The 24,690-nt window shown below is 39.5% G+C and carries 26 protein-coding genes; 3 read left to right on the top strand and 23 right to left on the bottom strand.

All coding sequences use genetic code 11. The features are described 5' to 3' along the window. Positions 1-6: 6 nt before the first annotated feature. Positions 7-1,383, bottom strand: a complete 1,377-nt coding sequence (locus M2R48_RS05885) for an MFS transporter (RefSeq protein WP_262085396.1) — start codon at positions 1,381-1,383, stop codon at positions 7-9. Between the two features lie 430 nt (positions 1,384-1,813). Here M2R48_RS05885 and M2R48_RS05880 point away from each other — a divergent pair, with 430 nt between their 5' ends. Continuing rightward, complete coding sequence (locus tag M2R48_RS05880) at positions 1,814-2,401, top strand: ANTAR domain-containing response regulator (RefSeq protein WP_004722169.1); 588 nt, start codon at positions 1,814-1,816, stop codon at positions 2,399-2,401. Positions 2,402-2,404: 3 nt separating this feature from the next. Continuing rightward, a complete protein-coding gene (locus M2R48_RS05875) occupies positions 2,405-3,397 on the top strand; it encodes an ABC transporter substrate-binding protein (RefSeq protein WP_262085395.1) in 993 nt (330 codons plus the stop codon). A 254-nt stretch (positions 3,398-3,651) separates the two neighbouring features. Here the strand turns inward: M2R48_RS05875 and M2R48_RS05870 are convergent, their stop codons facing one another. The 22 genes from M2R48_RS05870 to M2R48_RS05765 form a co-directional block, all read right to left on the bottom strand. Then, complete coding sequence (locus tag M2R48_RS05870; protein ID WP_262085394.1) at positions 3,652-4,086, bottom strand: excinuclease; 435 nt, start codon at positions 4,084-4,086, stop codon at positions 3,652-3,654. A 15-nt stretch (positions 4,087-4,101) separates the two neighbouring features. After that, positions 4,102-5,322, bottom strand: a complete 1,221-nt coding sequence (locus tag M2R48_RS05865; protein ID WP_262085393.1) for a beta-ketoacyl-ACP synthase — start codon at positions 5,320-5,322, stop codon at positions 4,102-4,104. Beyond that, on the bottom strand, positions 5,322-6,047 hold the full coding sequence (locus M2R48_RS05860; protein WP_262085392.1) for a 3-ketoacyl-ACP reductase FabG2: 726 nt from the start codon (positions 6,045-6,047) through the stop codon (positions 5,322-5,324). Before M2R48_RS05860 ends, M2R48_RS05865 begins: the two co-directional genes overlap by 1 nt. Positions 6,048-6,060: 13 nt before the next feature. Further along, positions 6,061-6,486, bottom strand: a complete 426-nt coding sequence (locus M2R48_RS05855; protein ID WP_262085391.1) for a 3-hydroxylacyl-ACP dehydratase — start codon at positions 6,484-6,486, stop codon at positions 6,061-6,063. Continuing rightward, on the bottom strand, positions 6,483-7,697 hold the full coding sequence (locus M2R48_RS05850; RefSeq protein ID WP_262085390.1) for a beta-ketoacyl-[acyl-carrier-protein] synthase family protein: 1,215 nt from the start codon (positions 7,695-7,697) through the stop codon (positions 6,483-6,485). Before M2R48_RS05850 ends, M2R48_RS05855 begins: the two co-directional genes overlap by 4 nt. Beyond that, a complete protein-coding gene (locus M2R48_RS05845; RefSeq protein ID WP_262085389.1) occupies positions 7,681-8,277 on the bottom strand; it encodes a DUF3261 domain-containing protein in 597 nt (198 codons plus the stop codon). Before M2R48_RS05845 ends, M2R48_RS05850 begins: the two co-directional genes overlap by 17 nt. Further along, positions 8,277-9,581: an NAD(P)/FAD-dependent oxidoreductase gene (locus M2R48_RS05840; protein WP_262085388.1), complete on the bottom strand. Its 1,305-nt coding sequence runs from the start codon at positions 9,579-9,581 to the stop codon at positions 8,277-8,279. Before M2R48_RS05840 ends, M2R48_RS05845 begins: the two co-directional genes overlap by 1 nt. 9 nt (positions 9,582-9,590) lie before the next feature. Further along, a complete protein-coding gene (locus M2R48_RS05835; RefSeq protein ID WP_262085387.1) occupies positions 9,591-11,921 on the bottom strand; it encodes an MMPL family transporter in 2,331 nt (776 codons plus the stop codon). Beyond that, a complete protein-coding gene (locus M2R48_RS05830) occupies positions 11,896-12,495 on the bottom strand; it encodes a LolA family protein (RefSeq protein ID WP_239046784.1) in 600 nt (199 codons plus the stop codon). The genes M2R48_RS05835 and M2R48_RS05830 overlap by 26 nt, the downstream gene beginning before the upstream one ends. A 57-nt stretch (positions 12,496-12,552) precedes the next feature. Then, a complete protein-coding gene (locus M2R48_RS05825) occupies positions 12,553-12,972 on the bottom strand; it encodes an acyl-CoA thioesterase (protein WP_239046170.1) in 420 nt (139 codons plus the stop codon). Next, positions 12,962-14,521, bottom strand: coding sequence for a histidine ammonia-lyase (hutH, locus tag M2R48_RS05820; protein WP_262085386.1), 1,560 nt, complete (start codon positions 14,519-14,521; stop codon positions 12,962-12,964). Before hutH ends, M2R48_RS05825 begins: the two co-directional genes overlap by 11 nt. 2 nt (positions 14,522-14,523) lie before the next feature. After that, positions 14,524-15,450, bottom strand: coding sequence for an acyltransferase (locus tag M2R48_RS05815; RefSeq protein WP_262085384.1), 927 nt, complete (start codon positions 15,448-15,450; stop codon positions 14,524-14,526). Then, complete coding sequence (locus M2R48_RS05810; protein ID WP_262087452.1) at positions 15,443-16,198, bottom strand: glycosyltransferase family 2 protein; 756 nt, start codon at positions 16,196-16,198, stop codon at positions 15,443-15,445. The genes M2R48_RS05815 and M2R48_RS05810 overlap by 8 nt, the downstream gene beginning before the upstream one ends. A 10-nt stretch (positions 16,199-16,208) precedes the next feature. After that, a complete protein-coding gene (locus tag M2R48_RS05805; RefSeq protein WP_262085383.1) occupies positions 16,209-17,897 on the bottom strand; it encodes an AMP-binding protein in 1,689 nt (562 codons plus the stop codon). Positions 17,898-17,908: 11 nt separating this feature from the next. Then, on the bottom strand, positions 17,909-18,460 hold the full coding sequence (locus M2R48_RS05800; protein ID WP_234622720.1) for a septation protein IspZ: 552 nt from the start codon (positions 18,458-18,460) through the stop codon (positions 17,909-17,911). Continuing rightward, positions 18,457-18,705: an acyl carrier protein gene (locus tag M2R48_RS05795; protein WP_004819854.1), complete on the bottom strand. Its 249-nt coding sequence runs from the start codon at positions 18,703-18,705 to the stop codon at positions 18,457-18,459. Before M2R48_RS05795 ends, M2R48_RS05800 begins: the two co-directional genes overlap by 4 nt. A gap of 9 nt (positions 18,706-18,714) precedes the next feature. After that, positions 18,715-18,975 carry a phosphopantetheine-binding protein gene (locus tag M2R48_RS05790; protein WP_262085382.1) on the bottom strand — a complete coding sequence of 87 codons (261 nt, stop codon included), beginning with the start codon at positions 18,973-18,975 and terminating at the stop codon, positions 18,715-18,717. Next, positions 18,959-19,786 (bottom strand): lysophospholipid acyltransferase family protein, encoded by an 828-nt coding sequence (locus M2R48_RS05785; RefSeq protein WP_151956574.1) that lies wholly within the window; start codon positions 19,784-19,786, stop codon positions 18,959-18,961. Before M2R48_RS05785 ends, M2R48_RS05790 begins: the two co-directional genes overlap by 17 nt. Continuing rightward, a complete protein-coding gene (locus tag M2R48_RS05780; RefSeq protein ID WP_262085381.1) occupies positions 19,780-20,403 on the bottom strand; it encodes a beta-ketoacyl synthase chain length factor in 624 nt (207 codons plus the stop codon). Before M2R48_RS05780 ends, M2R48_RS05785 begins: the two co-directional genes overlap by 7 nt. Before the next feature lie 779 nt (positions 20,404-21,182). Next, on the bottom strand, positions 21,183-21,716 hold the full coding sequence (locus M2R48_RS05775; RefSeq protein ID WP_262085380.1) for a hypothetical protein: 534 nt from the start codon (positions 21,714-21,716) through the stop codon (positions 21,183-21,185). Between the two features lie 61 nt (positions 21,717-21,777). Further along, complete coding sequence (locus M2R48_RS05770; protein WP_262085379.1) at positions 21,778-22,233, bottom strand: hypothetical protein; 456 nt, start codon at positions 22,231-22,233, stop codon at positions 21,778-21,780. Positions 22,234-22,345: 112 nt separating this feature from the next. Further along, the gene (locus M2R48_RS05765) at positions 22,346-22,942 is read right to left on the bottom strand and encodes a DUF4189 domain-containing protein (protein WP_096733519.1); all 597 of its coding nucleotides are present in this window, start codon (positions 22,940-22,942) and stop codon (positions 22,346-22,348) included. A 464-nt stretch (positions 22,943-23,406) separates the two neighbouring features. On the opposite strand from M2R48_RS05765, the gene M2R48_RS05760 reads away from it, so the two are divergent. Next, the gene (locus tag M2R48_RS05760; protein ID WP_262085377.1) at positions 23,407-23,868 is read left to right on the top strand and encodes a hypothetical protein; all 462 of its coding nucleotides are present in this window, start codon (positions 23,407-23,409) and stop codon (positions 23,866-23,868) included. The last annotated feature ends 822 nt before the right edge of the window (positions 23,869-24,690 follow it).

The following is a 24,690-nucleotide window of genomic DNA, read 5'->3' as shown; positions in this document are numbered from 1 at the left end:
ATTCAATTAAGTCGCACTGTTTTGTTTAAGACTTACAGCATTTTGTTCCATGCTATTTCGCTCAAGCACAGCAGCTTCAAATAACTTTTGCTCTTTCTCTTTATGTTCAACCGAGAAACGGATCATCAATACACAACTTGCAGCAATCACCACCAAACCACCTAAAACCATCAGTGTCGTTTGAATATCCAACATGCCTTTTAATAAGAAACCTGCTGCAACAGCACCGACATTACCGCCTGCACCGATAATGCCAGCCACACCACCCAAAGCATCGCGATCAATAAATGGAACCAGTGCATAGGTCGCACCGCAAGCCATATGGGTAAATAAAGCAAATACGGTCATGACCAGAATCGCTAGAATTGCGGTATTCATTTGTGAAAAGACAATCAGAAATACGCCTTCTAACAGGATCATGGCAAACAATACTTTAGTCCGGCCATCGAGTCCTTTTTTAGTCGCCACCTTGTCTGAAACAATACCGCCAAGTGCACGGGCAAACAGTGCCAGTAAACCAAAAATCCCTGCGGCCATACCCGCTTCTTTTAAACCAAATTTGAAATGATCCACGTAGTACATTGCGACAATGTTATGAATGAAAATTTCGATACCAAAACAGGCAGCATAAGCACCGAACAGAATCCAAACACGATAGTTTTTTGCAGCATGCATTAAAATTGCCATACCACCTTTTTTATCACTGCCCACATGCAGACCTTGCGCACGAAGCTCTTTAAAATCACCTTGTGGGCAATCTTGCGTAAACTTCCAGTACATTGCACCGACGATTAACATCAGCACACCAGGTACAATCAGCGCAATTCTCCAGCCCATGGCTTGTTCAACACCAAACATCACCAGTGCGGCAAGCATCAATGGCATCAAGGCTTGAGTTGCTCCACCACCCGCATTGCCCCAACCTGCAGTGGTTGCATTTGCAGTTCCCACCACATTTGGCGCAAACATAATACTGGTGTGATATTGCGTGATGACAAAGCTGGCACCAATTGCACCAATCAATAGACGGAAAAATAGAAAGGACTCATAACTATTGGCAGATGCCACACCAAATACAGGGATACTGCCGATAATCAATAATGCGGTATAGGTTTTACGAGGACCGTATTTATCGCATAAGGGACCGACGATCAGACGGACTAAAATCGTGATGGCCACCGCGGCAATATTGATATTGGCAATTTGATCTTTAGTCAGATGAAATTCACCTGCAATAACAGGCATTAACGGCGCACAGGCAAACCATGCAAAGAAGCAAACAAAAAAGGCGAGCCAACTCATATGGAAGGCCCGCATTGCTGCGCTGCTAAAATTGAAAAGATTAATCTTTGTTGCTTTTTTCGCATCTAAATTTGAAGACATAGCTTCGATCTCCTGAACTGAACGCATATAAGTTGCTGTTATGCACGGGGCATATCAGTAACGATCAGAACGGACGTCGTTGGCCGTCTTACAAATTTTGAAAGTCTTCTTTGACTTGATTAAATATAAGCATGGTTCATGCCAACTTTATATTTTTGACTATTTATGATTTTATTTTGCTTGAATACTCAGTACTTATGATTAAATGATCGTACCTAGATTGCACAATAAAATGTCACACTGTTGATCAGTGCGTCTAAAATGTAAGCCATAAAACTGCATGTTTAGGAAGCAAATTGCGTCAATAAAGTGCATCACTTTTCTTTAACATCATGCGGCTATGCTTTAAACAGCAATTTTAACCAGAGATATTGGCATCTAAATTGCTTATATGCTGAAAGTTCATGTCAGGACATACTTGAGTAGCGACATGCCAAAATTAAGAATTGCCCTGATCGATGATGATATAGAGCGGGCGTCTTTTATCAAATCCTCTTTGATCGAACATGGTTTCGAGGTGGTCGCATGCCTGATGATTGACCATTTAAACAGTACCGATCTTCAACACTTACATGCCGATGTGATTTTGCTGGATATGGATCATCCACACCGAGATATTATTGAAAGCTGTGTAAGTCAGTTTGATTTGCCCACTGTGCTTTTCACTAAAAACTCGCAAAAAGACACCATTAAAAGTGCCATTGAAGCGGGTGTAACCGCCTATATTGTCGATGGCATCGACCCTGAAAAACTGGAAAGTATTTTAGAAATTTCAATTGAACAATTTAAAAAACATAAAAAACTGTTAAAAGATCTCAATGAAACCAAATGCAAACTAGCAGACCGAAAAGATATTGAAAAAGCCAAAGTGATGCTGATGCAGATGCATCAAATTGAAGAAGAACAAGCCTTCAGTTTGTTACGGAAAAATGCCATGAGTCACCGTATCACCATGGGGGAAATGGCAAGAAAGTTAATCGACGCCCAAGCCTTGCTCCAAGCTAATTTCAAGGAATAAACAATGCATACACTTGAAACCACTGACATTCAACTAGGCTATATTCCTTTACTGGATTGCACTGCAATACTTTGGGCACAACATCGAGGCTATTTTACTGAGCAAGGTCTGAATGTTACGTTGGTAAAAGAGCCATCTTGGGCCAGCCTACGTGACCGTTTAGCTTTTGGTATTTTAGATGCCGCACATTGTCTTTCTGCCATGCTTCCCGCTGCTGCAACAGGTAATGATCAACTGGGTATTCCCTTACAAACCGCATTGGTGTTGAGTACCAATCGTGCATTTATCAGCTTGAGTCAAAAATTGTGTTATGAGTTAAAAATTCAGAAACAAGATAGCGCGCAAGCGTCAGCAGTGAAAGTGGTTCAAGCCTTAAAACAAGGCGATAAAATACAACTGGCCCATGTGTTTAAACAGTCCATTCACCATTATTGTTTAAGAGAATGGTTGGCTTTGGCAGATCAAGAGCTAGCCAAAAAATATCAACCATCCACACTGCCCCCTTCCTATATGGTGGATGCGATTTCATCACAACTCATCGATGGATTCTGTGTCGGTGAACCTTGGAATATCCAAGCGCAGATTGAAGGTTATAGTTATGTGATTGCCGAGAGTAAACAGATTATTCCTGAAGTCGCGGATAAAGTTTTGGCGACCACCCATGAATGGGCAAACAAGCATCCGAATACCTTAAACGCATTGCAGACAGCGATTCAGCAAGCACAGCATGATTTAAGCACCTTGCAATCACTGCAACCTATATGGCACATGTTAGAAGACAGCGAAATTATCCGCTTCAACTGTTCACATTTGGTGCATACCTATGCGTTTCATAAAATACAAAATATTATCCGCTCTTTTGGGACACAGGACCGACCTAAACCAGAGGATTTTGAATGGATTATTCAACAAATGTGCAAATGGGATAACTTAGAACTGGATACGGCACAAATCAAAAACATTTCGGCACAATGTACGGGGCATTTAAATGAATAGGCTAATGAAATTTTTAATCGTTAAATATTATTTTTAGAATAGGCTTGCTTCATAAGTCCTTTTAAACCAAGTCTTTTACTAGATTAAATCAATATAAAGCACCCTCATTCTAGCCTTCTCCCAAGGGGGAGAAAGAACTTTGAAGAGCAATATGATTCACTCAACATGATCATTTTTTAATTTATGCAAGAGATCTCATAAAAGCCAATACCCAAACATTGTTGTTAAATTGGATATTGGCTCATGTTTACCACTTAGAATTTAACGATATCGCCTTTTAAAGCCACGCTTGCAAGTGCTGTACCTTTATAACATTGATATGTTGTGGTGTTTTTTGATTCATTTGCTTTGAAATAGCTCACAATATTGGTCACTGCGTTGGCACCTTTGTCTTTTGCTGCGCTTTGCAATTGGATCAATGCTGAACGTAATACATGATCACAAGCCTTTTCCGCAGACTTTCCAAAACCATTGGTTTTTTTATTACTGACAACCGCTTTTTCTAAAACTTGACCGCCAGATTTAGTCCCAGCAAGATAAAATTTTACCGATCCATCTAAAAATCCATCAGCCACAGCTTGATCTACAGCTGCTTTAAAATTGAGATTATGGACAGTGTCCGCAGCTTGTGCAGAGACGATTCCAGCAAAGCATAAAGTTGAAACAACAACCAAGTGTTTAAATGACATCGTTTTTTTCCTCTTTTAAGTATGTTTTAAAATAATGGAGGTGTTGATCCCTCCGAATGCAAAATTATTGGTCATGATGGTTTTTGCATTCATCTCTCGTGGCTCTCGCACGATATAATCTAAATCACCACATAATGGGTCAATTTCATCCAAATTTAAAGTATGGATAAACTGTTGGCGTTGAAGCATTTCTATGCTCAGCCAAGCTTCGATTGCACCACATGCACCTAGGGTATGTCCAAAATAACTTTTTAATGAGCTGATCGGTTTTTTACCAAATATACGTGCAGTAGCTTGAGTTTCGGCAACATCGCCTTGATCTGTCGAAGTCCCATGCGCGTTAATATAATCAACCTCTTGCGCAGAAATTGCGGCATCTTTAAGTGCCATGCGCATGCATCTTTCCATCATTTCTGAATTTGGACGAGTGACATGCTCACCATCGGTATTGCTGGCATAACCGATGACTTCTGCATAGATCGTTGCACCACGGGCCAGTGCATGTTCATATTCTTCTAGCACTAAACAGCCAGCACCTTCACCAATCACCAAACCATCACGATTTTTATCAAATGGGCGTGGTGTTTTTTCAGGTGTGTCGTTCATCCCGCTGGTGGCTAATAACACATCGAATACTGCGGAACCTGTCGCACTGAGCTCCTCAGCGCCACCTGCAAGCATCAGCGTTTGTTTACCTAGTTTAATTGCTTCAAATGCCTGTCCGATGGCCATTGAACCTGAAGTACAGGCACTTGATGTGGGTAAGGTTAAACCTTTTAAACCAAAATAAACCGTCATATTCACAGCGCTGGTATGTGACATCATTCGGATATACGTGGTCGCATTTAAACGGCTCATGTCGTTGTCTATGAGCATTTTCCCAAACTCTTTGACCGCATCGACACTCCCCGCAGAAGAGCCAAAAGCAACACCAGCGTCGCCACTTTTCAAAATAGGATGATCGATCAAGCCTGCATCTGCCAATGCTTTTTCAGCACAAATCACCGACATCAATGCAACTCGTCCCATGCCTCGCGTCACTTTACGATTAAAATGTTTGGGTACCTCAAAGTGTTCTACTGGACCTGCAATTTTACAACGTAAATCGGTATAAATTTCCCAATCAGGCATCGTACGAATGCCATTTTTTGATGCTTGGAATTGGGCAAAAATTTCATCTGCCGTTTCACCCAGTGAGGTGATTCCCGACATTCCCGTCACAACAACCCGTTTCATTAAATCAATCCCCCATTCACCGAAATCACTTGCCGAGTAATATAGCTTGCGTGATCAGAGCAGAGAAAGTTCACTGTATGCGCCACTTCATCAACCTGCCCCATACGTTGTAAGGGAATCATTTTTAAAGCATGTTCTTTTACTTCTTCCGTGACCATTTCCGTTTCAATCAGCCCCGGCGCAACGCAATTTACGGTAATTTTTCTTTTTGCCAGTTCTAAAGCCAAAGCTTTGGTCGCACCAATTAATCCCGCTTTTGCCGCACTATAATTGACTTGACCACGATTACCCATAATGCCGGAAACAGAAGAAAGCGTGACAATACGCCCGCCTTGTTTTAGGCGAATCATCGGCATCACTAAAGGTTTTAATACATTATAAAAACCATCCAATGAGGTCGAAATTACTTCATCCCAGTCATTGTCGGTTAAAGCTGGAAATGCACCATCATGGGTTAAACCTGCATTTAGCACCACGCCATAAAATGCACCATGAAGCTCGATATCTTGTTCCAGTATCTGTCGGGTATTATCACGTTGGGTGACATCAAAAAGTAGCACATAACTGTTTTGCCCCAACGCTTGGATTTCAGCGACCACTTGCTCAGCATCTGCACGTCTAGAACGTGCATGCACCACCACATCAAAGCCAGATTTTGCTAAAGTTAAAGCAATTGCTTTACCAATTCCTCGACTAGATCCCGTCACTAATATTCTTCTCGACACACTTAATTCCTACTTATTGCTCAGCTTTCACAGGTGGTTCATAAACACTTAAAACTGCGCTAATTTTATGTTCTTCATAGCTTATTTCACAAGAGAATTGTGCCAAGCCTTCATGTAAATATTGTTGTTCAGCCCGAATGGTCAATGTTTTACCAAATTCAAAATAAGCCAAAGGTAAATTTAATTTGCGTGTTCCGAGCAAATAGCCAATTTGTGGCGTTTGCCCCATTCTTTGTCCTTTTGCACCAGCAAAGGCACTAATGGTTTGTGCCATGAGTTCAATACTACTCCAAGTCGGCAAACCATGTTCATCACTAAACATCAATTCAGGAGTAATGGTTAGATTGGCAAGTGCAAAATTTTCCCCTAGCTCAAGTAGTTGATCTACAAAAACCATCGGTTTTTCATGCGGAATAAATTGAATAGCATCTAAACTCATCTGATTTCAGTTCCAAAAATAAGGCTGACATTACTACCGCCAAAGGCAAATGAATTACTCATCACAAAACGCACAGGATCAGATTGAGCCGTTTGATTTAAATCATCCTGTTCAACGTAATGCTGATCATCCAATTCAGGATCAATCACACCATTTTGATGAAGGGGTAACCAGTTTTGATCTTTAAGCACTTGTGTACAAATATAGGCTTCCAATGCACCCGCAGCACCTAAACAGTGTCCAGTTTTATGCTTAGTACTACTCAATGGAACGGCATAGTCCTGAAAGACCTGTCGGACTGCTTTAATTTCCATATCATCATTATGCGTGGTTGCAGTGCCATGCAAATTAAGATACTGAATATCTGGAGCTTTTAATTGCGCCTGATCCAGTGCTTTTTGCATTGCAGTTGCTGCGCCTTTACCCTCTGGATGAGGAGCAGAAATATGCCATGCATCCATGGATTCCCCCGCAGAAATCAACATGATCGGCGCTGGTTCTTTACTGAGTAAAAATAAGCTTGCGGCCTCACCAATATTGATCCCATCCCGCTGATATCCACATGGGCTACAGATACCTGCACTCAAATTTTCCAGACTGTTAAAGCCGTTTAAGGTCAGTTTAGCGAGGGTATCTACGCCACCCACCAATACAGCATCGGCAAGCCCTGCATTAATTAAACGTTGCCCACTGGCAAAAGCTTTGGCACTTGAAGAACAGGCTGTAGAAATCGTATACGCAAGACCGTCCCAGCCCAAATAGATTTGCAAAGCTTTGGCGAGATTACCCATTTCCTGCTTTTGCTGTTGAATCACTGTTTCAGTTTGGCCTTGAAAGTAGGCTTTTAATAAGGGTTCATTGTCCGAAATACCTGACGTTGAGGTCCCCACAATGATTGCAAGCCGCTTTTTATCAAACTTAGCCACATAGTCACGTAACTGAGATTCACATTGTGCAAGCGCAGTTAAGGCAAAACGTAAATTACGCGAGTCATAGTTTTTTAGCGCCACGGGAATATCACTACATAACGGATGTGGATAAGCACCCACCCATACAGGCTGATCAAAAATCAAAGATTTATTCAGGGTTAAACTGTTTTCCAATGAGGTCAATTGTGCCTTGACCTGTTCAGGATGATCACCTAAAGCAGATAAACTGGCTGAACAATGAATGCCTACAGCGGGATGATTTAAATCAATCTTTTTTGTCATTTTTTTGTAGATCTTCCACTTCACTTTGCTCTAATGAATTGTCTTTTAAAGTATTTTCCACAGGGCTAAAGATCATTTGATAAGGAACTTGCAGGTTATCCAGCTCAATATGATCAGCATGCGTTTTTATCGTTAAAACATTTTTTTGATCGATCTCTATTTCAGTCTGATCAACGCCCTGTTTCACTTTAACATTTTCTAAATGATTTTTTGCAAAATCAGGATAAGTTGCAAACAGAATATCTCGAACCACAAAATCAAAGGGTAACAAACGCATCGGCCTTATCCTTTCATGCACCTGCACTTTTTGACCATCGAAATCCAGTCTAAACAATTGCTGTCCAGTTAAGCTTAAAGCAAACATTTGCAAGTTTTTCGCCTGTTGTTCTTGGTAGAGCAAAAAGCTAAAACTTTGATTTTTCCAGACAACTTCAACTTGATCTTGACGCTGATAATGCGCCAAGGCTGGATCAGCAGACCAAACCACAGGAACCAGACCTTGTGGCTGTGGATACATACTTTGACAGGCACCCAGCGCTAACAACAGACTGATGCTCATTGTTTTTAACCAAATTTGCATTATTCGCTCTCAAGTATTTTGCTCTGTTCCAGATCATGACGACAATACTCAGCTAAGGTATTTAAGCGTTGTCGTGCATTGCGATAGATTGGATTCGTTTCATCCCAAGCATAGCCTGCCAATAATGACGCAATCATACGACGGATTTTTTCATTTTGATTTTTTGAAAATACTACATCTTGAAACTCACCGTCGTACCATGCTTCTACATAAGCGCGAAATACTTTAATTCCTTTACGCAGAGGTTTTTCATATTCTTGCATCCAGTCTACTTGTCCACCTTGTAAGACTTGATCGACTAAAGGTACTGCCAAACTTGAAGACTTGAGTGCAATAGTCACCCCAGATGAAAACACAGGATCTAAAAACTCACCCGCATTGCCCAGCAAAGCAAAATTACGCTGTGCCAAGGTTTTAACATTTGCTGAATAGCCGACCAAAGTACGGATTGGCGTATCAAATTTCATATTGCGCAGAACATGCGACAAACTCGGTTCATCTGCAAGAATATCTTTAAATAAAGCCAATAAGGCTTCAGGCTCATCAGAGATATAACCATAATGATCAAAGAAATCCTGTTCAGCAACAATCCCAAATGAACAGCGACCATCCGCAAACGGAATTAACCAATACCATCCACGGTGATCTTTTTCATGTACCGTAATCAGGATTTTATTTCGGTCAAATTCAGGATCATCCAAGATCCCATCTTCAATATGACTAAACACCGCACGGCGTACTGGAAAATTTGAAGGACTTTCCAGATCAAGAAGTTTCGGTAAAATACGACCAAAGCCACTGGCATCCAGTAAAAATTTAGCCTGAATTTGATAGATATTTTGCTGCTCATCTTTAACCGTTAATAGAGGATGATCAAGCTCAACATCAACTGCAACAACCTCATGCCCAAAACGAATTTCAGCCCCATATTGTTCAGCTTGCTGTGCTAAAAGATGGTCAAAATTGGCACGTCTAATCTGCCATGTCGTTCCTGGGCCTTCACTAAATTTTTGAGTAAAATCGTAGTAGCTCCGTTGATGACCACGTAAGAATGCTGCCCCATTTTTAAATTGAAATGCATATTCTTCAACATGTTCACGAACTGTGTCTAATAAACCGGCCTCTTCTAAAAACACCATACATTGTGGCAAAAGTGATTCACCGATCGAAAAGCGAGGAAAATGCTGCTTTTCAATGATCACCACTTGATAACCTTTGTGTCGAAGCAGTGCTGCTGCGGAACTTCCCGATGGTCCTGCCCCGATGATCACCACATCTGTTTGTTGTAAATCTAAACCCTTCATGTACTCACCTTAATGTTCAGTTCTTTGACTGATTAATTGATTTTGATTTAATTTTGAGTCTGCCGGCGTAAACAGCGTGGCATAGATAAACGAAAAAATTACCCCAAAAAGAACCGTTAACCCAAAACAATGTATTGCATAGGTATGGCTTAACGCCAATAAACCGAATCCCAACAACGTCGACATCATACAGAGAAATAATGCCATCCCGACCACATGCGGATGATCGTGCCCTTGACGGTAGAAAATAGCGTAATCCACACCAATCCCCAAGATGAGAAAAACCCCCATTACACTAAATAGATTAATCTCAACGCCCATCCATGCCTGTAATGCAAAAGTGCTCATCAACGCCAAAGTCACAGGCACCATCAAAGCGAACACCGATTTAATCCCATAGATCAGCATTAAACCGATCGCTAAGGCAATTAATGCATAAACAAAAAGATATTCAGCTTGGATCCGATGGTCTTGGAATAAGCGCGATAAATTATGTACAGGACGAACCAGCTTATTCTGCTGATCTTGCAAAGCCTCTACGGCTGTTACATCTTTTATGCCTTGAATCAAAATCAATCTTTGCTGCGGATTAACCTGTAAAAATGCCAAAGGATGGGCAGCAAACTGATCTAAATTTAACAATGTTTGTTGAGACAATCTTGCTTGCCAACTCAGGACATCTTTCGGATCAAGTTGCATCGCGCTTGCATATTCCACCAGTACTGATTTTGGAATTTTCTGTAGCGCTTCAACATTCTGCTGTTGCTGTTCCAGCGAAGGAATCGTTTGCCCTATTGCTTGAAATCCGTCAATTTTGCCCTGTTGTTTTAACTGAGAAAGCACATGGATTAAGCGTTGTTCTTGCCTTGCAAGATCCTCTGCTGAATTGGCATAAATTGCAAAATAATCGCTGCCCTGCGCTTGCCCAAAACGAGAACGAATATATTGGTCTTCCTGCTTTAAATGTTGATCCATGCTTTGTAAATTACGTACATCATCATTACTTTTGATTAGCAGCAAACTTGATCCTGAAACCACAAAGATCACAAAAATCAGCAGATAACGCTTTGTTGCGTGCGCTAAAAAATAATTACGCCATGTGCCAATAAAGCTTAATCTGCGTATTGCGGGTTCAGCATTTAAGGCAGGTAAACGCGGTAGTAATAATAAACTGGTGATTCCAGCAGCAGTTAAGCCCACCATTGAAAATACGGCAATCTGCTTAAAGCCGGGAAAAGGGGTGAAACTTAAAAATAAATACGCCAGCAATGTGGTTGAAAGCCCGATCAACAAACTGGGTAAAATCGGCTTTAATACGGCAAATCCATTGAGATGTCGTTGCTGCGATTGCATTGCCATAAAGTAAAAGGAAAAATCGACACATACCCCAATCAGACTTGCACCAAAAACCAAAGTCATCAGATGTATTTCGGAAAATATCCAGTGGGTTACCGCAAAAGCCACCATTGAACCTGTGGCAACCGCAATAAACTCGGTCAACATCGGGCGAATAGAGCGGAAACCAAACCAGACCAAAAGTAAGACACCGATACTCGAACCCACGCCGATTGTAGAAATTTCGTTCTTTGCAGATTGGGTACCAAAATGCGAAAAAACAATTGTTCCAGTCCAGTGCGGTTTCACCCCGATCTTGCTCAATTGCTGATTAACATTAGCCATCCATTGGGCAGTTTGTTCTTGATACTCAATATCATAAGGACTTTTTAAAAGTTCTAAATTAAATAGTCGAGAATAGCCTTGCTCATCAGAAATTGTGGCAAAACCATCTTGTATTTCGATATTTGAATGCTGTTGCAGGCTTGCAAGCCCCATGGCATAACGTGGAAATAATAACAATGGATCTTGTTGAAGCAAGCTTTCAGTGATTGGCATACCCGGACTCATGATTTGCATCAAACTTTGTTCAGTCAGTGCCGCATAATCCTGTTGTTTTAAGATTGCTTGATCTTGCGAACTGATTAAGCCTGCATGATGTGCATATAAAGTCTTGGCAAAATCTTCAGTATCAACTTGCGCTTTTAATGGCTTAAACAAATTCGACTGTTGGACATCAGCCCTTAATATCTGTGTTGCTTGATCAATTTGTTCAGATGATTTTGCATCAATCACCAAGAACACTTTATTGTTCAATTGCTCACTAACATAGTGTTCAGTTTGCTCAAGCTGTTTGTCCTGCTTTACTTTTGGCAGTAAAGCAAAAATATTGGTCTGGATGTGAATGCCTTTTTGCATCCATGTAAATCCCAGCCCGATCGCAATGATGACTAAAAATATCAACCAAATTGCAGTGAGTTTATTTTGCCAATTGGAAAAGTGCATTCTCAGACGCCGATAAAGTTTGAGGTTGAGCCGTCTGCTGACTAAAATTAATAATCGTCATATTATTGGCTTGTTCAGTAATCACAATACGATTGACATAACGTCCACCTTGCGCATTCACTTTGACAAACAGTTTTTTAAACAACGCACTTTTCGGGGTCAATGTGACATCCCAAGCTGATGTTGTGTAATTGGCTGCAACCACATTAAAATTTTTGGCTAAGGCTGTTTCATCGCCTGCCATTAACTGTAAAAACATGGTCGCCACTGAACCATATTGACTGTTATTAATCTCAAGTTGACTCATAGTTCGCTGGGTTTTTTGTAGCAACTTTTTTGGGGTAACAATCAAATCCGCTTGAACAGGCTTTTGAATCTGCCAAATCACCCCTTGGCTTTTGGAAAATAAAACCTGCCCATTTGAGCTAAAAGTTTTATTTAACGAGGTGAGCTTTTTTTGCTGCTCAAAATGAGCACGAACTACAGGTGTTTGGGAAAGCTGTTGAAAAATTTGCCCAACTTTAGAACTTTCCGCATAACTTGCCAATGGAAGTGCCGTCACAACCATAAACATCATACTGGTGATGATCAGTTTGATTTTATTTTTAAAATTCAACATTTTTTATGCCCCCTATTTGGTCTTAAATTCAGACCATGCATATAGGCGGTCTAAAAATACTTGTGGTGACTGAAAGCACATTTCTCGAGTTTCTATCTCGACTGCCACCTGACTGGTAAAACCTTTGGTGAGGCGTTTACCTGATTCTGCATCAAAAATCTGGTACTCGATTTTCAAACGGTTTTCCCATTCTTTTAAAGTCGCACGTACTCGGATATGCTGCCCAAAAATAATACCTTGCGCATAACGGACATAACTTTCAATCACTGGCCATGCATAACCAGAATCTTTCATTTGATTATAGTTATAGTCAAATTGATCCAGCAATTTACAACGGGCAATTTCAAAATATTTGAGATAATGCCCATGCCAAACCACATTCATGGTATCTACATCATGAAATGGAACATCAATAATGACATCAGCATACATCAGCGTTCTCCTGCTTGTGCTGCAACAAATTGCAGTTTAACAGACTGAGATTTTCAAGATGATCCACTATCGCTTGTAGCTCTTTTTGCAATGGACGATCTTCTTCAACAAAATGAAATTCTTTCAGTACCCATTGTCTAAACAAACCCAACACTGGACTTAATTGTTGTGCCAATCCTCTCAGTTCAATTGCTTGAACCGCAGCACAGCTCAATGCAGCAATCACTTGTTCGGTCAATAAAATCACCCGACTGGCATCACGTGCGGCAATCGTGCCCATACTGACTTTATCTTGATTATGGCACTCGGTTGAACGTGAAAAAATTGAAGCTGCAAGCGTCTGTTTAAGCGCTTCGGCAGTCCAAGCTGACACGCCTATCTGTACGGCTTTAAAACCATGATTGAGCGGTAAGCGATCAGTTTTAGCACCAGTCAAATTGCGCGGTAAACCATGATTCATTTTATGATCGACCAACTGTGCAAGCTGACGATCCATCAAATCAGCAATATTGGCAATCATAATTTTTAAGCTATCCATAGCCTGTGCGATATGTCCACCATAGAAATGCCCACCATGTAACACGCGTAAATTGATCGGATCAATTAACGGATTATCATTGCTTGAGTTCAATTCATTTTCAATAAATTGTCTAAGCCAAGTTTTAGAATCTTCAAAGATTCCAATAACATGTGGTGCACAACGCAGTGAATAACGATCTTGCAAACGTGGACTTTGATGCTCTGTTTGTACTTTATCGTTTAACCATTCACGTAGTTGCTTGGCAATCTCTTGCTGTCCTGCATGCGGTTTCTGGGCAAATAACACTTCATCAAAATGGCTTGGATTGCCCTCTAATGCCAACACATTTAATGCTGTAATTAAAGTACTTGCTAAACTAATCTGCTCAGCTTTTTTATAATTTAAACAGGCCATTGCGGTCATTACCGCAGTACCATTCATAATGGCAAGTCCCTCTTTGGGTCTGAGTGCCAAAGGCTGTATCGCATATTCAGCATAAACATCCGCAACTGCAACGATATTACCTTGATAGTAAACATCCCGTTCACCGACCAATGCCCCTGCAATATAAGACAATGGGGTTAAATCACCACTGGCGCCGACTGAACCTTCTGAAGGAATCACTGGAATAATATTTTCATTAAGCATCCAAACCAAACGCTCAAGTAAAGCATGTGATACCCCTGAATAGCCACGCGCCAAAGAACATAATCGAGTCACCATCACAGCACGAGCAGTGATCAAGTCCAGATTTTGCCCTAAACCACAACCGTGAAAACGAGATAAATGCAAAGGCAATTCATTGACCTGATGTGCAGGCACTTCAACCAAACAAGAATCGCCATAACCTGTGGTTACCCCATAGATGACGCCTTCTTCTTGCAATAATTGATCGAGAAAATCAGCACCTCGTTGAATCAATGCCTGCCAACTTTCAGACTTAGGCAGCGCCACTTTGAGCTGTTGATTTGCGACAGCAACAACCTCTTCAATTGAAAGTGGTTTTTCTCCGATGACAAGTGACTGCATTTTTATTTGTTCCAAAAATTATAAAAATTAAACCATTGATAAGGTGCATCTACGCAATGCTGTTCGACCAGTTGAACATAGCGTTGCATGACTTCAGCTATGGCTTGGTTGCGGGTTTGCCGCGGAAAATTAAGTTTTTGAGCGATTAAGTGGATATGCACATGAAAGTTGTCTTGCTTGCGATAACAGAAAACCGCCAATATCGGAACTTTCAGTAAACTCGCTAAAATCCAAGGTCCTTGCGGCCAAGCGGACTCATCAGCTAAAAATTTAAGATTTTCGACACGTTGCGATTGAACCGGCACTCGATCTGCTGCCACGATGATCCACTCACCCTGATCCAGTTTCTCCTGCAAAAGAATCGCAGTATCAACGCCAAGTTCATCGACCGAAATCAGATGCACATCGGCTTTTTGATTGAGCTTTTTAAGAAATTCATTAAATTTACTGGCATGTTTTTGATAAACCAATACATTTATTTTTTGTTGGTGATCAGATTTGATCGCACGTAGCAATTCGATATTGCCAAAATGCGATACCACAATGATCGCACCTTTTTTATAATTTTCCTGAAAATGCACATGCCCATGCAAAATCAGCTTTTCTTCTGCGACTTTTCCCAGCCAACCTTCAATTTTATCCAAAATACACTCACCAAATGTCATCAAATGAATATACGAATGACTCATATTCGGTTGATGTGAAAATGGTGACTTTTCTTGAGCAAAATGATGCAACTTTTGTAAATAAAGCAATGAAGCCTGACGCGCCGTCCGAGAAAAAATCCAGTACCACATGATGATGAAATACAGCACCAGCTTACATAAAAAACGCCCACCAAAACGGTAGAAGCACAGCATTAACATCAAAGGCAACATTCCACCCTTTTCTTTAAGCTCACTCCATCGTTTTGTATGTGATTCAGTCATGTGCTGAACCTTTGGTTTTTTGTGCCAATAATTTAGGTAAGCGAATTAACATGCCTGCAAAAAGTCGCGCATGTGCTTTACTGAGTCCTAAATTATCTTTCCACACATTAAAATGTGAAATACCTTGTTCTGGATAAATCACGGCAGTAGGTACGTTGATAAACTGAACTTGTTCCCACTTTAGACGCACTAAAATTTCACTGTCAAAACCCATGCGTGGTTGGAATTTTGCTCGATTGAGGACGTGAATGGTTTGATCAAGTGGATAAATACGAAAACCGCACATACTGTCTTTGATTTCAAGTGACAAACTATTAATCCAAACCCAGACATGGGTGACATAACGGCCATACAAACGCTTTTTCGGTACCGTTTCATCAAAGATCGGCTGTCCCAAAATCATTGCTTGAGGATGCTGTTCTGAGATGGTGATGAATTTTTCAATATCCTGCCAGTCGTGCTGCCCATCTGCATCAATTTGTAAAGCATGTGTCCAGCCAAGATCTTGTGCCTGATATAAACCTGTCATCACGGCCTGACCTTTGCCCTGATTGGTCGCGTGCTCGACCAGATATACATTTTTATGCTGCTGCGCCAATTCTAGCAACAAGGTCGAACATTCAATATCGCTACCATCATTGACTAAAACCACTGGCAAACCATAAGAGTGAATATAGTCCAGTAATGCTTTGATATAATGTGGATGGTTATACACAGGAATCACAAAACCTAATCGATATTGCTGCATCATCTGTCTCCTAAGCTTTAACCGCAGTAGCAAAAACTAAACGTCCTGATGCTAAAGATTGTTCAGCCTGCTGCAATTGAAAACTGATTTTATCTGCTTTACGCTCAAGTTTAAGCAAAACCACGGCATGCGGTTGGATCAATTCCTGAAACTTAATTTGTTCTAATGCTGTACACCAATCTAGATCAGCCCAGATCTCTTTAGCGAACTTTTGAATAAAAGCAATTTGCCCAACACCAGGATAAATCGGGTGATCAGGAAAATGCCCATTAAAAGCAGCCAGTTCAGGAATAAATTCTAATTTAAATTCTGCGCTATTGGCATCAATATGCGATGCTAAAACCACGGGTAAATTTAAGTTTTCAAATAATGATTTCATATAATTTTTATTGAGCTTTGATTGGGCGTTTTTCGGCAATTGGCTTAAAAAACGCCACTGTCTCGGTATCGCAATATATTCCAATTTATCTGCAAGTTGTTGTTTTATTTTTGCGACAAATGCACGCTTATGACTGTGTTTAAGTTCTAATTGAGCTTGTTCAGACAATACCGCCACACATGCCAAAATTTGTCGATGATCCTTTTCAAAGATCAATGTATGACATTCACTGACTTCTGGTAATTCAATAATAGCACTTTCAATAGAATCAAGACTTAAACGCTTTTCTTCAAGCTTAACAATACGGTCTAAGCGACCTTGAAGCTGAAACTGACTTTTTTGATCATTAGGCACCGACACTTCGACTTTATCTGCGGTATAGATCCAATCATTGATATACGCATGTTGAGTCAAGACACCGAGCTCACCCGCATCTGTAACACTAATTTCGACATCTGCAAACGGCGTCCAAAGCGCCTCATCTTGTGTGCGATAAGCAATACCGCCCGTTTCGGAACTACCAAAAATTTCGGTGATACTGGCATTGAGCAGCGGACGCACTCCAGCATCTAATTTACCACCTGAAGAATAAACCACTGAATACTGTTCAAGTAATACATCAGAGGTCCAACGTTTTAAAAGTGCTGGGCTGGAAACCACATAATGATTTGAACCAAAGTTATCGTGACTTAAATGCTGTAATTTTTTTTGTGCTTCAACCACATCTTCAGGAAATGCCAATTGCGGATTATAAAAAGCTCTGCCACTGGCAAGTGGCCAAAGTAATTTAAACAATAGACCATAAATATGTTGATGACTGACTGTAGCAAGCGCCAGTGCATTTTCTGCTAGATCAAAACTTTGATCTAAACCCTGTACTTCATTAAGCAGCTGTTTTAGAGTACGCGGAATCTTTTTAGGTTGTCCTGTAGAACCCGAAGTATAAAAAAACACTGCTGCACGATTTAAAAAATCATCATTTAGATCAATGTGTTGAGTATTTTCAACTACAGGATTAATCTGTTTATATTGTCGTTCAATAAAATAAATATTCTGAGCCGCTAAGCTTTTTTCCAAATCACGCACACGATTTGGTGGGAGAATCACCTGTTTATCTGCCAGTAAAACTGCAAAAAATAACACTAAAAAATCATAACTGTCATTTTGCCACAAGGCCCATGCACTTTCAGCGGATTGTTCAATGTGTGTTTTTTCACTTAACACCTCCTGCCAAAATTGGGAGAATGTTTTGACACTAAAATCAGAGGTGATACACACACATTTTTCAGCATAAATGTGGCTTTGAAAATGACACAACATAAGCGTTTATTTTAACTCGTATGATTTTTAGCTTGATGAATTTTTCGCAGTACAAATTCACCTGCAAATAACAAACCCATCAAAAGATAAGAAATAAAACCATTATAAAGTACCCACATTTGAGTACTGCTAAATAACACTGTATAAAGCGCAATACAGGCATTTAAAATAAAAAAGCCACACCAAACAATCGTGACATTTTTGGTCCAGATCACCCCAGACTCGGGTAAATCAGGTTCAACCAAACGTGCAAAACGCTCAATCATTGAGGGTGGTTTGATTAAGGTGGTCGCAAAAATTATCAACGCGCCCACACTCATCAATACTGGGTACAGCTTTAACCAAGCATGATCTTTTAAAATCAAACTCAGCCCACCACAAATAATGGCAAACCAAGTTAATGGCCACATAAGATCACTTTTTTTAAAAAATAAGCGTGATCCACCGAGCAGAACCAACAAAGCACTCACCCAAATAAAATGACCATGCGCTAGGCTGTAGCCCACGATAAATGGGTAAAGTAGAAATAAGACGGTGACTCCACTGCGGATCAAATGCTTCATTCTGCAGACATATTTTGAATCACAACCACAACATCTTGCACTGTTCTAACATTTTTAAAATCTTCAGGTTTAACTTGCTTACCGGTTAATTCTTTAATTTTAACAACTAAATCAATAGCGTCGATGCTATCAACATCCAGATCAGAATACAGGTTTGACTCAAGCTGAATATCAGCAGGTTCAATTTCAAATAGTTCTTCCATCCACTCACGTAGATTTGTTAAGACGATTTCTTCAGATAACATAACGACCTCTTAAGCAGCACGTTGCGCTTCAACCAAGTCCACTAAACTTTGCACAGAGGCGAAATGTTGCTTGGTTTCCTGTGATTCAGCATTTAAATGAATGTTATAGCGTTTTTTCAAAGCTAAACCTAATTCTAGGGCATCAATAGAATCCAGCCCTAATCCATCACCAAAGAGTGGTGCATTGGTATCAATATCTTCAATTGAAATATCTTCCAATACCAGCACATCAATGATCATTTCTTTTAACTCATCAGCAAGATTGCTCATTTGTAGATAACTCTTGTTTAATTAACGCTTGATTAAATAAGTTGTGCAAAAAATGATTGAGCTGTTTCACCTGTTTTGAGTTCACAGCAGCATCATCCAATATATCCTGTACATGTACCGCATCTAACACTGTAATCTGAATGTGAAATGGTTCATTTGGAATGTGATACCACTTTTCATTTTTGGTCAGTGTCGAGGGCGTGCATTCTATCAAAATCGGACGAATTGGAACATTCGCTCGAATCGCAATATTTGACGCACCACGTTGGAATTCATTCAGTGATGCGCCTTTTTCTGTTCGTGTCCCTTCTGGAAATATCAATAATGAGGCTGCATCTTTTTCTTGGAGTTTTTTAACGCAGTCCAAAATGAATTGCTCAGATCCCTCATTTAAAATATAACCTGCACTACGTACCGGCCCCAATGTAAATGGATTACGCCAAAGTGCTTTTTTTACAATACAGTTGGCCTTTTCCATTAAGCCAATCAAAATCACCACATCAATCAAGGTTGGATGATTTGCAATGACTAACTCTTGACGGCTATGGGCCAGCTTTTCCAAGCCTTCGACCTCATAGGTCATGATGCCCAATTTAACCATCATTTCAGTAAAGCCTTTAAAGCTATATTTAATGGCTTTTTGCGCACGATCTTGTCTTTTTCTTGTATCAAATGTGCTGACTTTCACCAATGGTGCAACCACACCCCCAATCACAATTCCACCCAAGCCAAAACTTGCAAAACTAAAACCTGTAGCACCAACACGCCAAGCGTAATTTAACTTTTTCTTTACTTTATTGATATTTAACATTTGACCCAAACACCCTTTTCTATCAGGTTTTGATTGTGCCAAAACACATTAAAATCTTGAGCCTCTAAATATTTGCTCTGTTGCAGTTGCAGATTTTCTACAGCAATTTTTAAATTGGCATTTTCTAAACTGACCACTCCAGCCAATGAAAAAGCTTTAAAATTCTGATACTCATCATATATTTCTGGTAAGGCTTGGTCATAATAAATCACCAAGGCATTTTTGGCATTGTGATGGGTTTTTAAATAAGCATAAGCTTCGACTAAAGCTTCAGACCATGATGCGGCCAAACTGGTCGCAACCGTATCATCTTGACAAAATATAGAATACAAACCTGAAACTGCATTATGTACAGAGGTTGAAAAAAGTGTCGGAGATGGGGTTTGGTCTGACAGGACATCTTGTAAAATTTTAAGTGTTTTTTCTTCGTCGCCATATTGTGAGCTCCAAACAATATAGTCGACCTGAATCCCCTGCAAACTTTGAATTGCACTATTCAATGCAATTTTAGCAATACTTGATAGCCGTCTACGTTGCATCGCAGGAATTTTTTCAAGTGCTAAAAATGTATCACCATCTTCGCTCAAAGTGAGCCTAGAAATATTTAATTGAAGCATGTTTTATTCATCAACATCAGCTAATTTAATTGGCTTAAAAAGCCTTCTTTAGACAAATTATAACATTTGAATAACAATAAATACAAAAAATACAATTGAACTTTGTCTAATAATTAGTTTCTTAATTAAAAGATCCTCTTGCAACACTATTTTTACTGCAACAGTTTATTCAATCCCATTTCATCAAGTGGCGTATTATACTTATAAAACTTATTTTGAAAGCTTGTTTACTGTTAATTATCGCTAAGTAATGCTGTTTTTTTATATGACTGTGTTGATGACAGACTCAGGCTCTTATACAAAATGGTAACTCGAAATAACACAATATTTTGAACAGTCGATTGCTCTCTAACCAGCGTATCTTTGCTACAACAAACCTAAGCTTTTAACACAACTATTTATACAACTCCAGATTGTAATTTTCCTGTAATTGCTGATTTTAAATCACAATGAATATTTTAATTGGTTCTCAATTCTTTTTTTATACTTTTGAATCCTAGATGGTTAGTCCTACCGTGGGGGCGACATGGATGTCGCTGTTGGGCGGGGGTACAGGACGTACCCCTCGCCTAACGAAAGATTTTTGTCACCTTTTCATCTCTGAAAAGTGAGGCATCGCCTACGCAAAGATATTTAAACTTTGAAGGTAAGGTGTGGCATTGCAAGCTTTTTGATAATCAAACAATTTATTTCCCAATACAATTGATTTAATTAAAAATATTAATTAAAAGAAATTATTTTCTTGTATATGAGTTTTTTTACAGGTTGACTATAACAAATCAGCCTGCTGCACTTTCCGCAACCCATTGTGAAAATTTACTTGGAACACCTTTGGTATTTTCATCAAAGCCAAAGAATTTAACACCATCTTCAGTATCGGAATAAGCCGCCATGACTTTACCTGTTTTGGTATTGATCGCAATGACAGCCTTACTCGAACCCGCCCCACGTGGGTCATAACCACTGCCTACCAGCCAATCACCCTGACGCTGCATTGCACTGGATACCACTAAAGCTGAAGTGAGATTTGCATATGATTTGCCAACTAATTGCTGAAAACGAGCTTTCCAAGGTGCTGCCTGTATAACGTCATGCGGGTGTCTACCATCTGGTTTCGCCATACCCGTTGTTGGAACAGGACGTGTACCACACTTACTTTTGATTTCTGACTCATAGCCGATATTACCAACTTCTTGTACATCGATAGTACGCCCAACCTTATCGGCGCAGTCAGCCCATTGTTGTGGTGTTTTTGCCTGTGCAACAATTGGCGTGATCAGCATACCCGCCAGTAAAAAACTAACAATTTTCATGATTTATTTCCTTTAAACTTTAAATATGTATTTAATTTAACATTGCGATAAAAATGGTCTTTTAATAACCTGAGCTTTTAACTAGTTTTGGGGTATCTGCTTTTTGGACTGATACCAATTTTGCCAGATCAGTACCATCACTTTCGCCCTTATAAACCGCATATTCTCCAACTGTTACAGTTGCATGTCCGGTATAGCCAATATAACCTTCCTTGGGTCTTTTGTTGAGCTTCAATGCCTGAGCAACCTGTTGAGTATCACTAAAACAAAACCAGCGTGAACGGCGATCATCAGGCTTACGTGGTATCAACTGATCTGAAGGTGCACTGGGATGAAAACAGATAACATCACCCGCCACTTCATCATCAAAATAATATGAATATTCTCCATTCACTGTAATTTGTCCACGATAATGATCAAATTCTTGCGTGCTTTTTTGCAGTTTCAAGGTATCTGCATGTGCAAACAAGGGCAAAATTAAAATACTGCTCAGTAAAAAATTAACAGCTTTCATCATTTTTATCCTTTAAAAAAGATCCGATCTTTTATTTAAATATATATTTTACTTCAAACACTTATCTCGGGTTTATCACAATAGGCAATGTTACTTAAAGCAGAACCGCTATGTATTACCACCAATAAAATATACTGGCCCCCGGCTCGTAATAAGTACTACATGCTGAGTAAACCACTTTACACTCTTGCTTGTTTTTACTTTGACACTCATAAGCAGCTAATGCTTTGGCGCCTGCTGGCGTACGATCAATTCTAATCACAGACTCTTGACCACCTTGAGTCGGATCAGCCAAGGCAACACATTTATTGTTATAGGTAAAGATGACTTCACAATTTTTACCTCCCTTTTTTTGGCAATTTTCCAAGGCTACTTTTTTTGCCCCACGTTCGGTTCGTGTCGCTTGGGCATAACCTGTAGGTCGAGAAGGTGCTGCCTTATCTTCAGCAATCGCACCCCAACGCTTTTCCCAAAGTGAGGGTTCCCATTTATATGTGCCACCACCGCCACCACCATTACTACCGCCGCTTGGAATCGGTGCACACCCTTGCAGGCCTTGCCCACCAATTGGATAATAACCAGGAGGACAATTGCCCTCTGCGGCCACATGGCCTGACCACATCAAAACAACAAACGCCAACACAAGCGTGTTTGCGATCCCCATGAATTGTTTAAAATAGTGTTGCTCTGCGATCGTGAATGTTTTAAACATAATAAAAGCCCTCATGGTCAATAACCTTCGATAAATTGAATGATTTTTACCTATAAAAACAAACAATATATGATCAATTTTCTGATTGATGGAATGTTAATATTTTATCTAACGTTCAAACTTAGATTAAAACTTCTACAACTTTTTTCTGCAAGCCCTTTTTATTCATTAAATTTTCTCTAAGCATTCCCATTAAGATTAAATACAGAGCAGCTAAACACAAATAATTAAATCATGTGAAAAATCAATACAAAAACATATTTTAAAACAGCAAAATACAGATAAACTTAAACACATCATCCTTTATTAAATCGCCAGTAAACATGCAACACGATATGATGACCAGTCTAAGTTGTGAAAATAATTCAACTGAATCATTCCGTGTATTGGCTAAAAGCAGACTGGCCGATTTGAATAAAGCGATAAAACAAAAATCGTAATGTATTTACATAGCAAGGAATAAAATGAAACTGACAAGGATATGTACTTTACTGATATTACCCATCGTATTAACAGCATGCCAATCCAGCACGGTAAATAAGCTGATAAGAGATCTGCCCTCTCCTGATGGACGTTTTCATGTGGAAGTTCTTCAGTGCCGAGCCAATGATGCAATGTTTGGTGCTGCAACCCAAGTTCAGGTTTCAGTTCTAAAAAAAGGTGAAACTGAAAAATGTCGTTCATTTATTCATGCTTTGGCGCAATTTGATGTAAGAACCATCGACTTTGGCGCAAAGGATAATGCTTTGCACATAGCGTGGCTGTCAGACACTGAACTTAGTGTGTGGCATCGTAGTTTTGCAACATCTCAAGGCAAGAATTATATAGGGCCTGATGTACAGCAAAGTCGGGCTAACTCTCCAATTAAAGTGATTTTCTCGCCTTTAGCTGCGCAAATTGGAATGCCATCTCAGATTAAAAAATAAAGCACTATACACAATCAAGCGTTGTATAAATCGTCTAGTTTTGATTGCTGTTGTTATGCAGCAGAAGCTTATAGGGTAAGTCTGGCTTCCAAACTATAGTCAAACCATCTAATTATTCATACAAGTGATTTGCATCAAGTCATTGAACATAAATGAAGCTTATGTTTTGAATGAACTTTGATAAACAGTTGGTTATCAATTCATTTTTTGTACTTTTGAATCCTAGATGGTGATCATATCGTGGGGCATTGAAAACTTGATCTTCATACATCTATTTCTATGCGATGGTAAAAGTTTCATAGTTGATAAAGCTTAACTACATTTAGAAATCACTCCAAAGCTTCATTTGCAAAACTCTATTAAAAAACAATGATCTTGACGGAGTCTTGCTGAATTTTATTCAATTCCAGAATCAGCCTACCTCAGACAGTTGAAGATGACATTTCCGAATATCCTTTTTCATCAAGAATTTTTATCAAACTCAGCTTAGATCTACTCATTCAATGAGCATTTTTGATCAAAAAACCGTACTCACTTATATCAATAATAAGCAACAACACTGTACACAGCACATCTAAACCAAGCTCTCAGATTAATCACATTAATTCATATACTTTTCATAAAAAAAGATAAGGGCGTCAAATACAAATTAATTATGCACAAAATACAAAGTTATCTATTGTGATGTAAGTCACTATAACCCTGCATTTATTTAAGTACATTACTATTTTATTAAACAGTGCGACTAAGTGTAATTTATTGAAATCATAAAAAATGATTTTAAATAAATATTAAAAATCAACCTTCTAAAATGAATGGGTT

This window comes from Acinetobacter sp. I-MWF (assembly GCF_025433935.1).
GTDB lineage: Bacteria > Pseudomonadota > Gammaproteobacteria > Pseudomonadales > Moraxellaceae > Acinetobacter > Acinetobacter guillouiae.
This window is presented reverse-complemented; position numbering and strand designations above follow the sequence as displayed.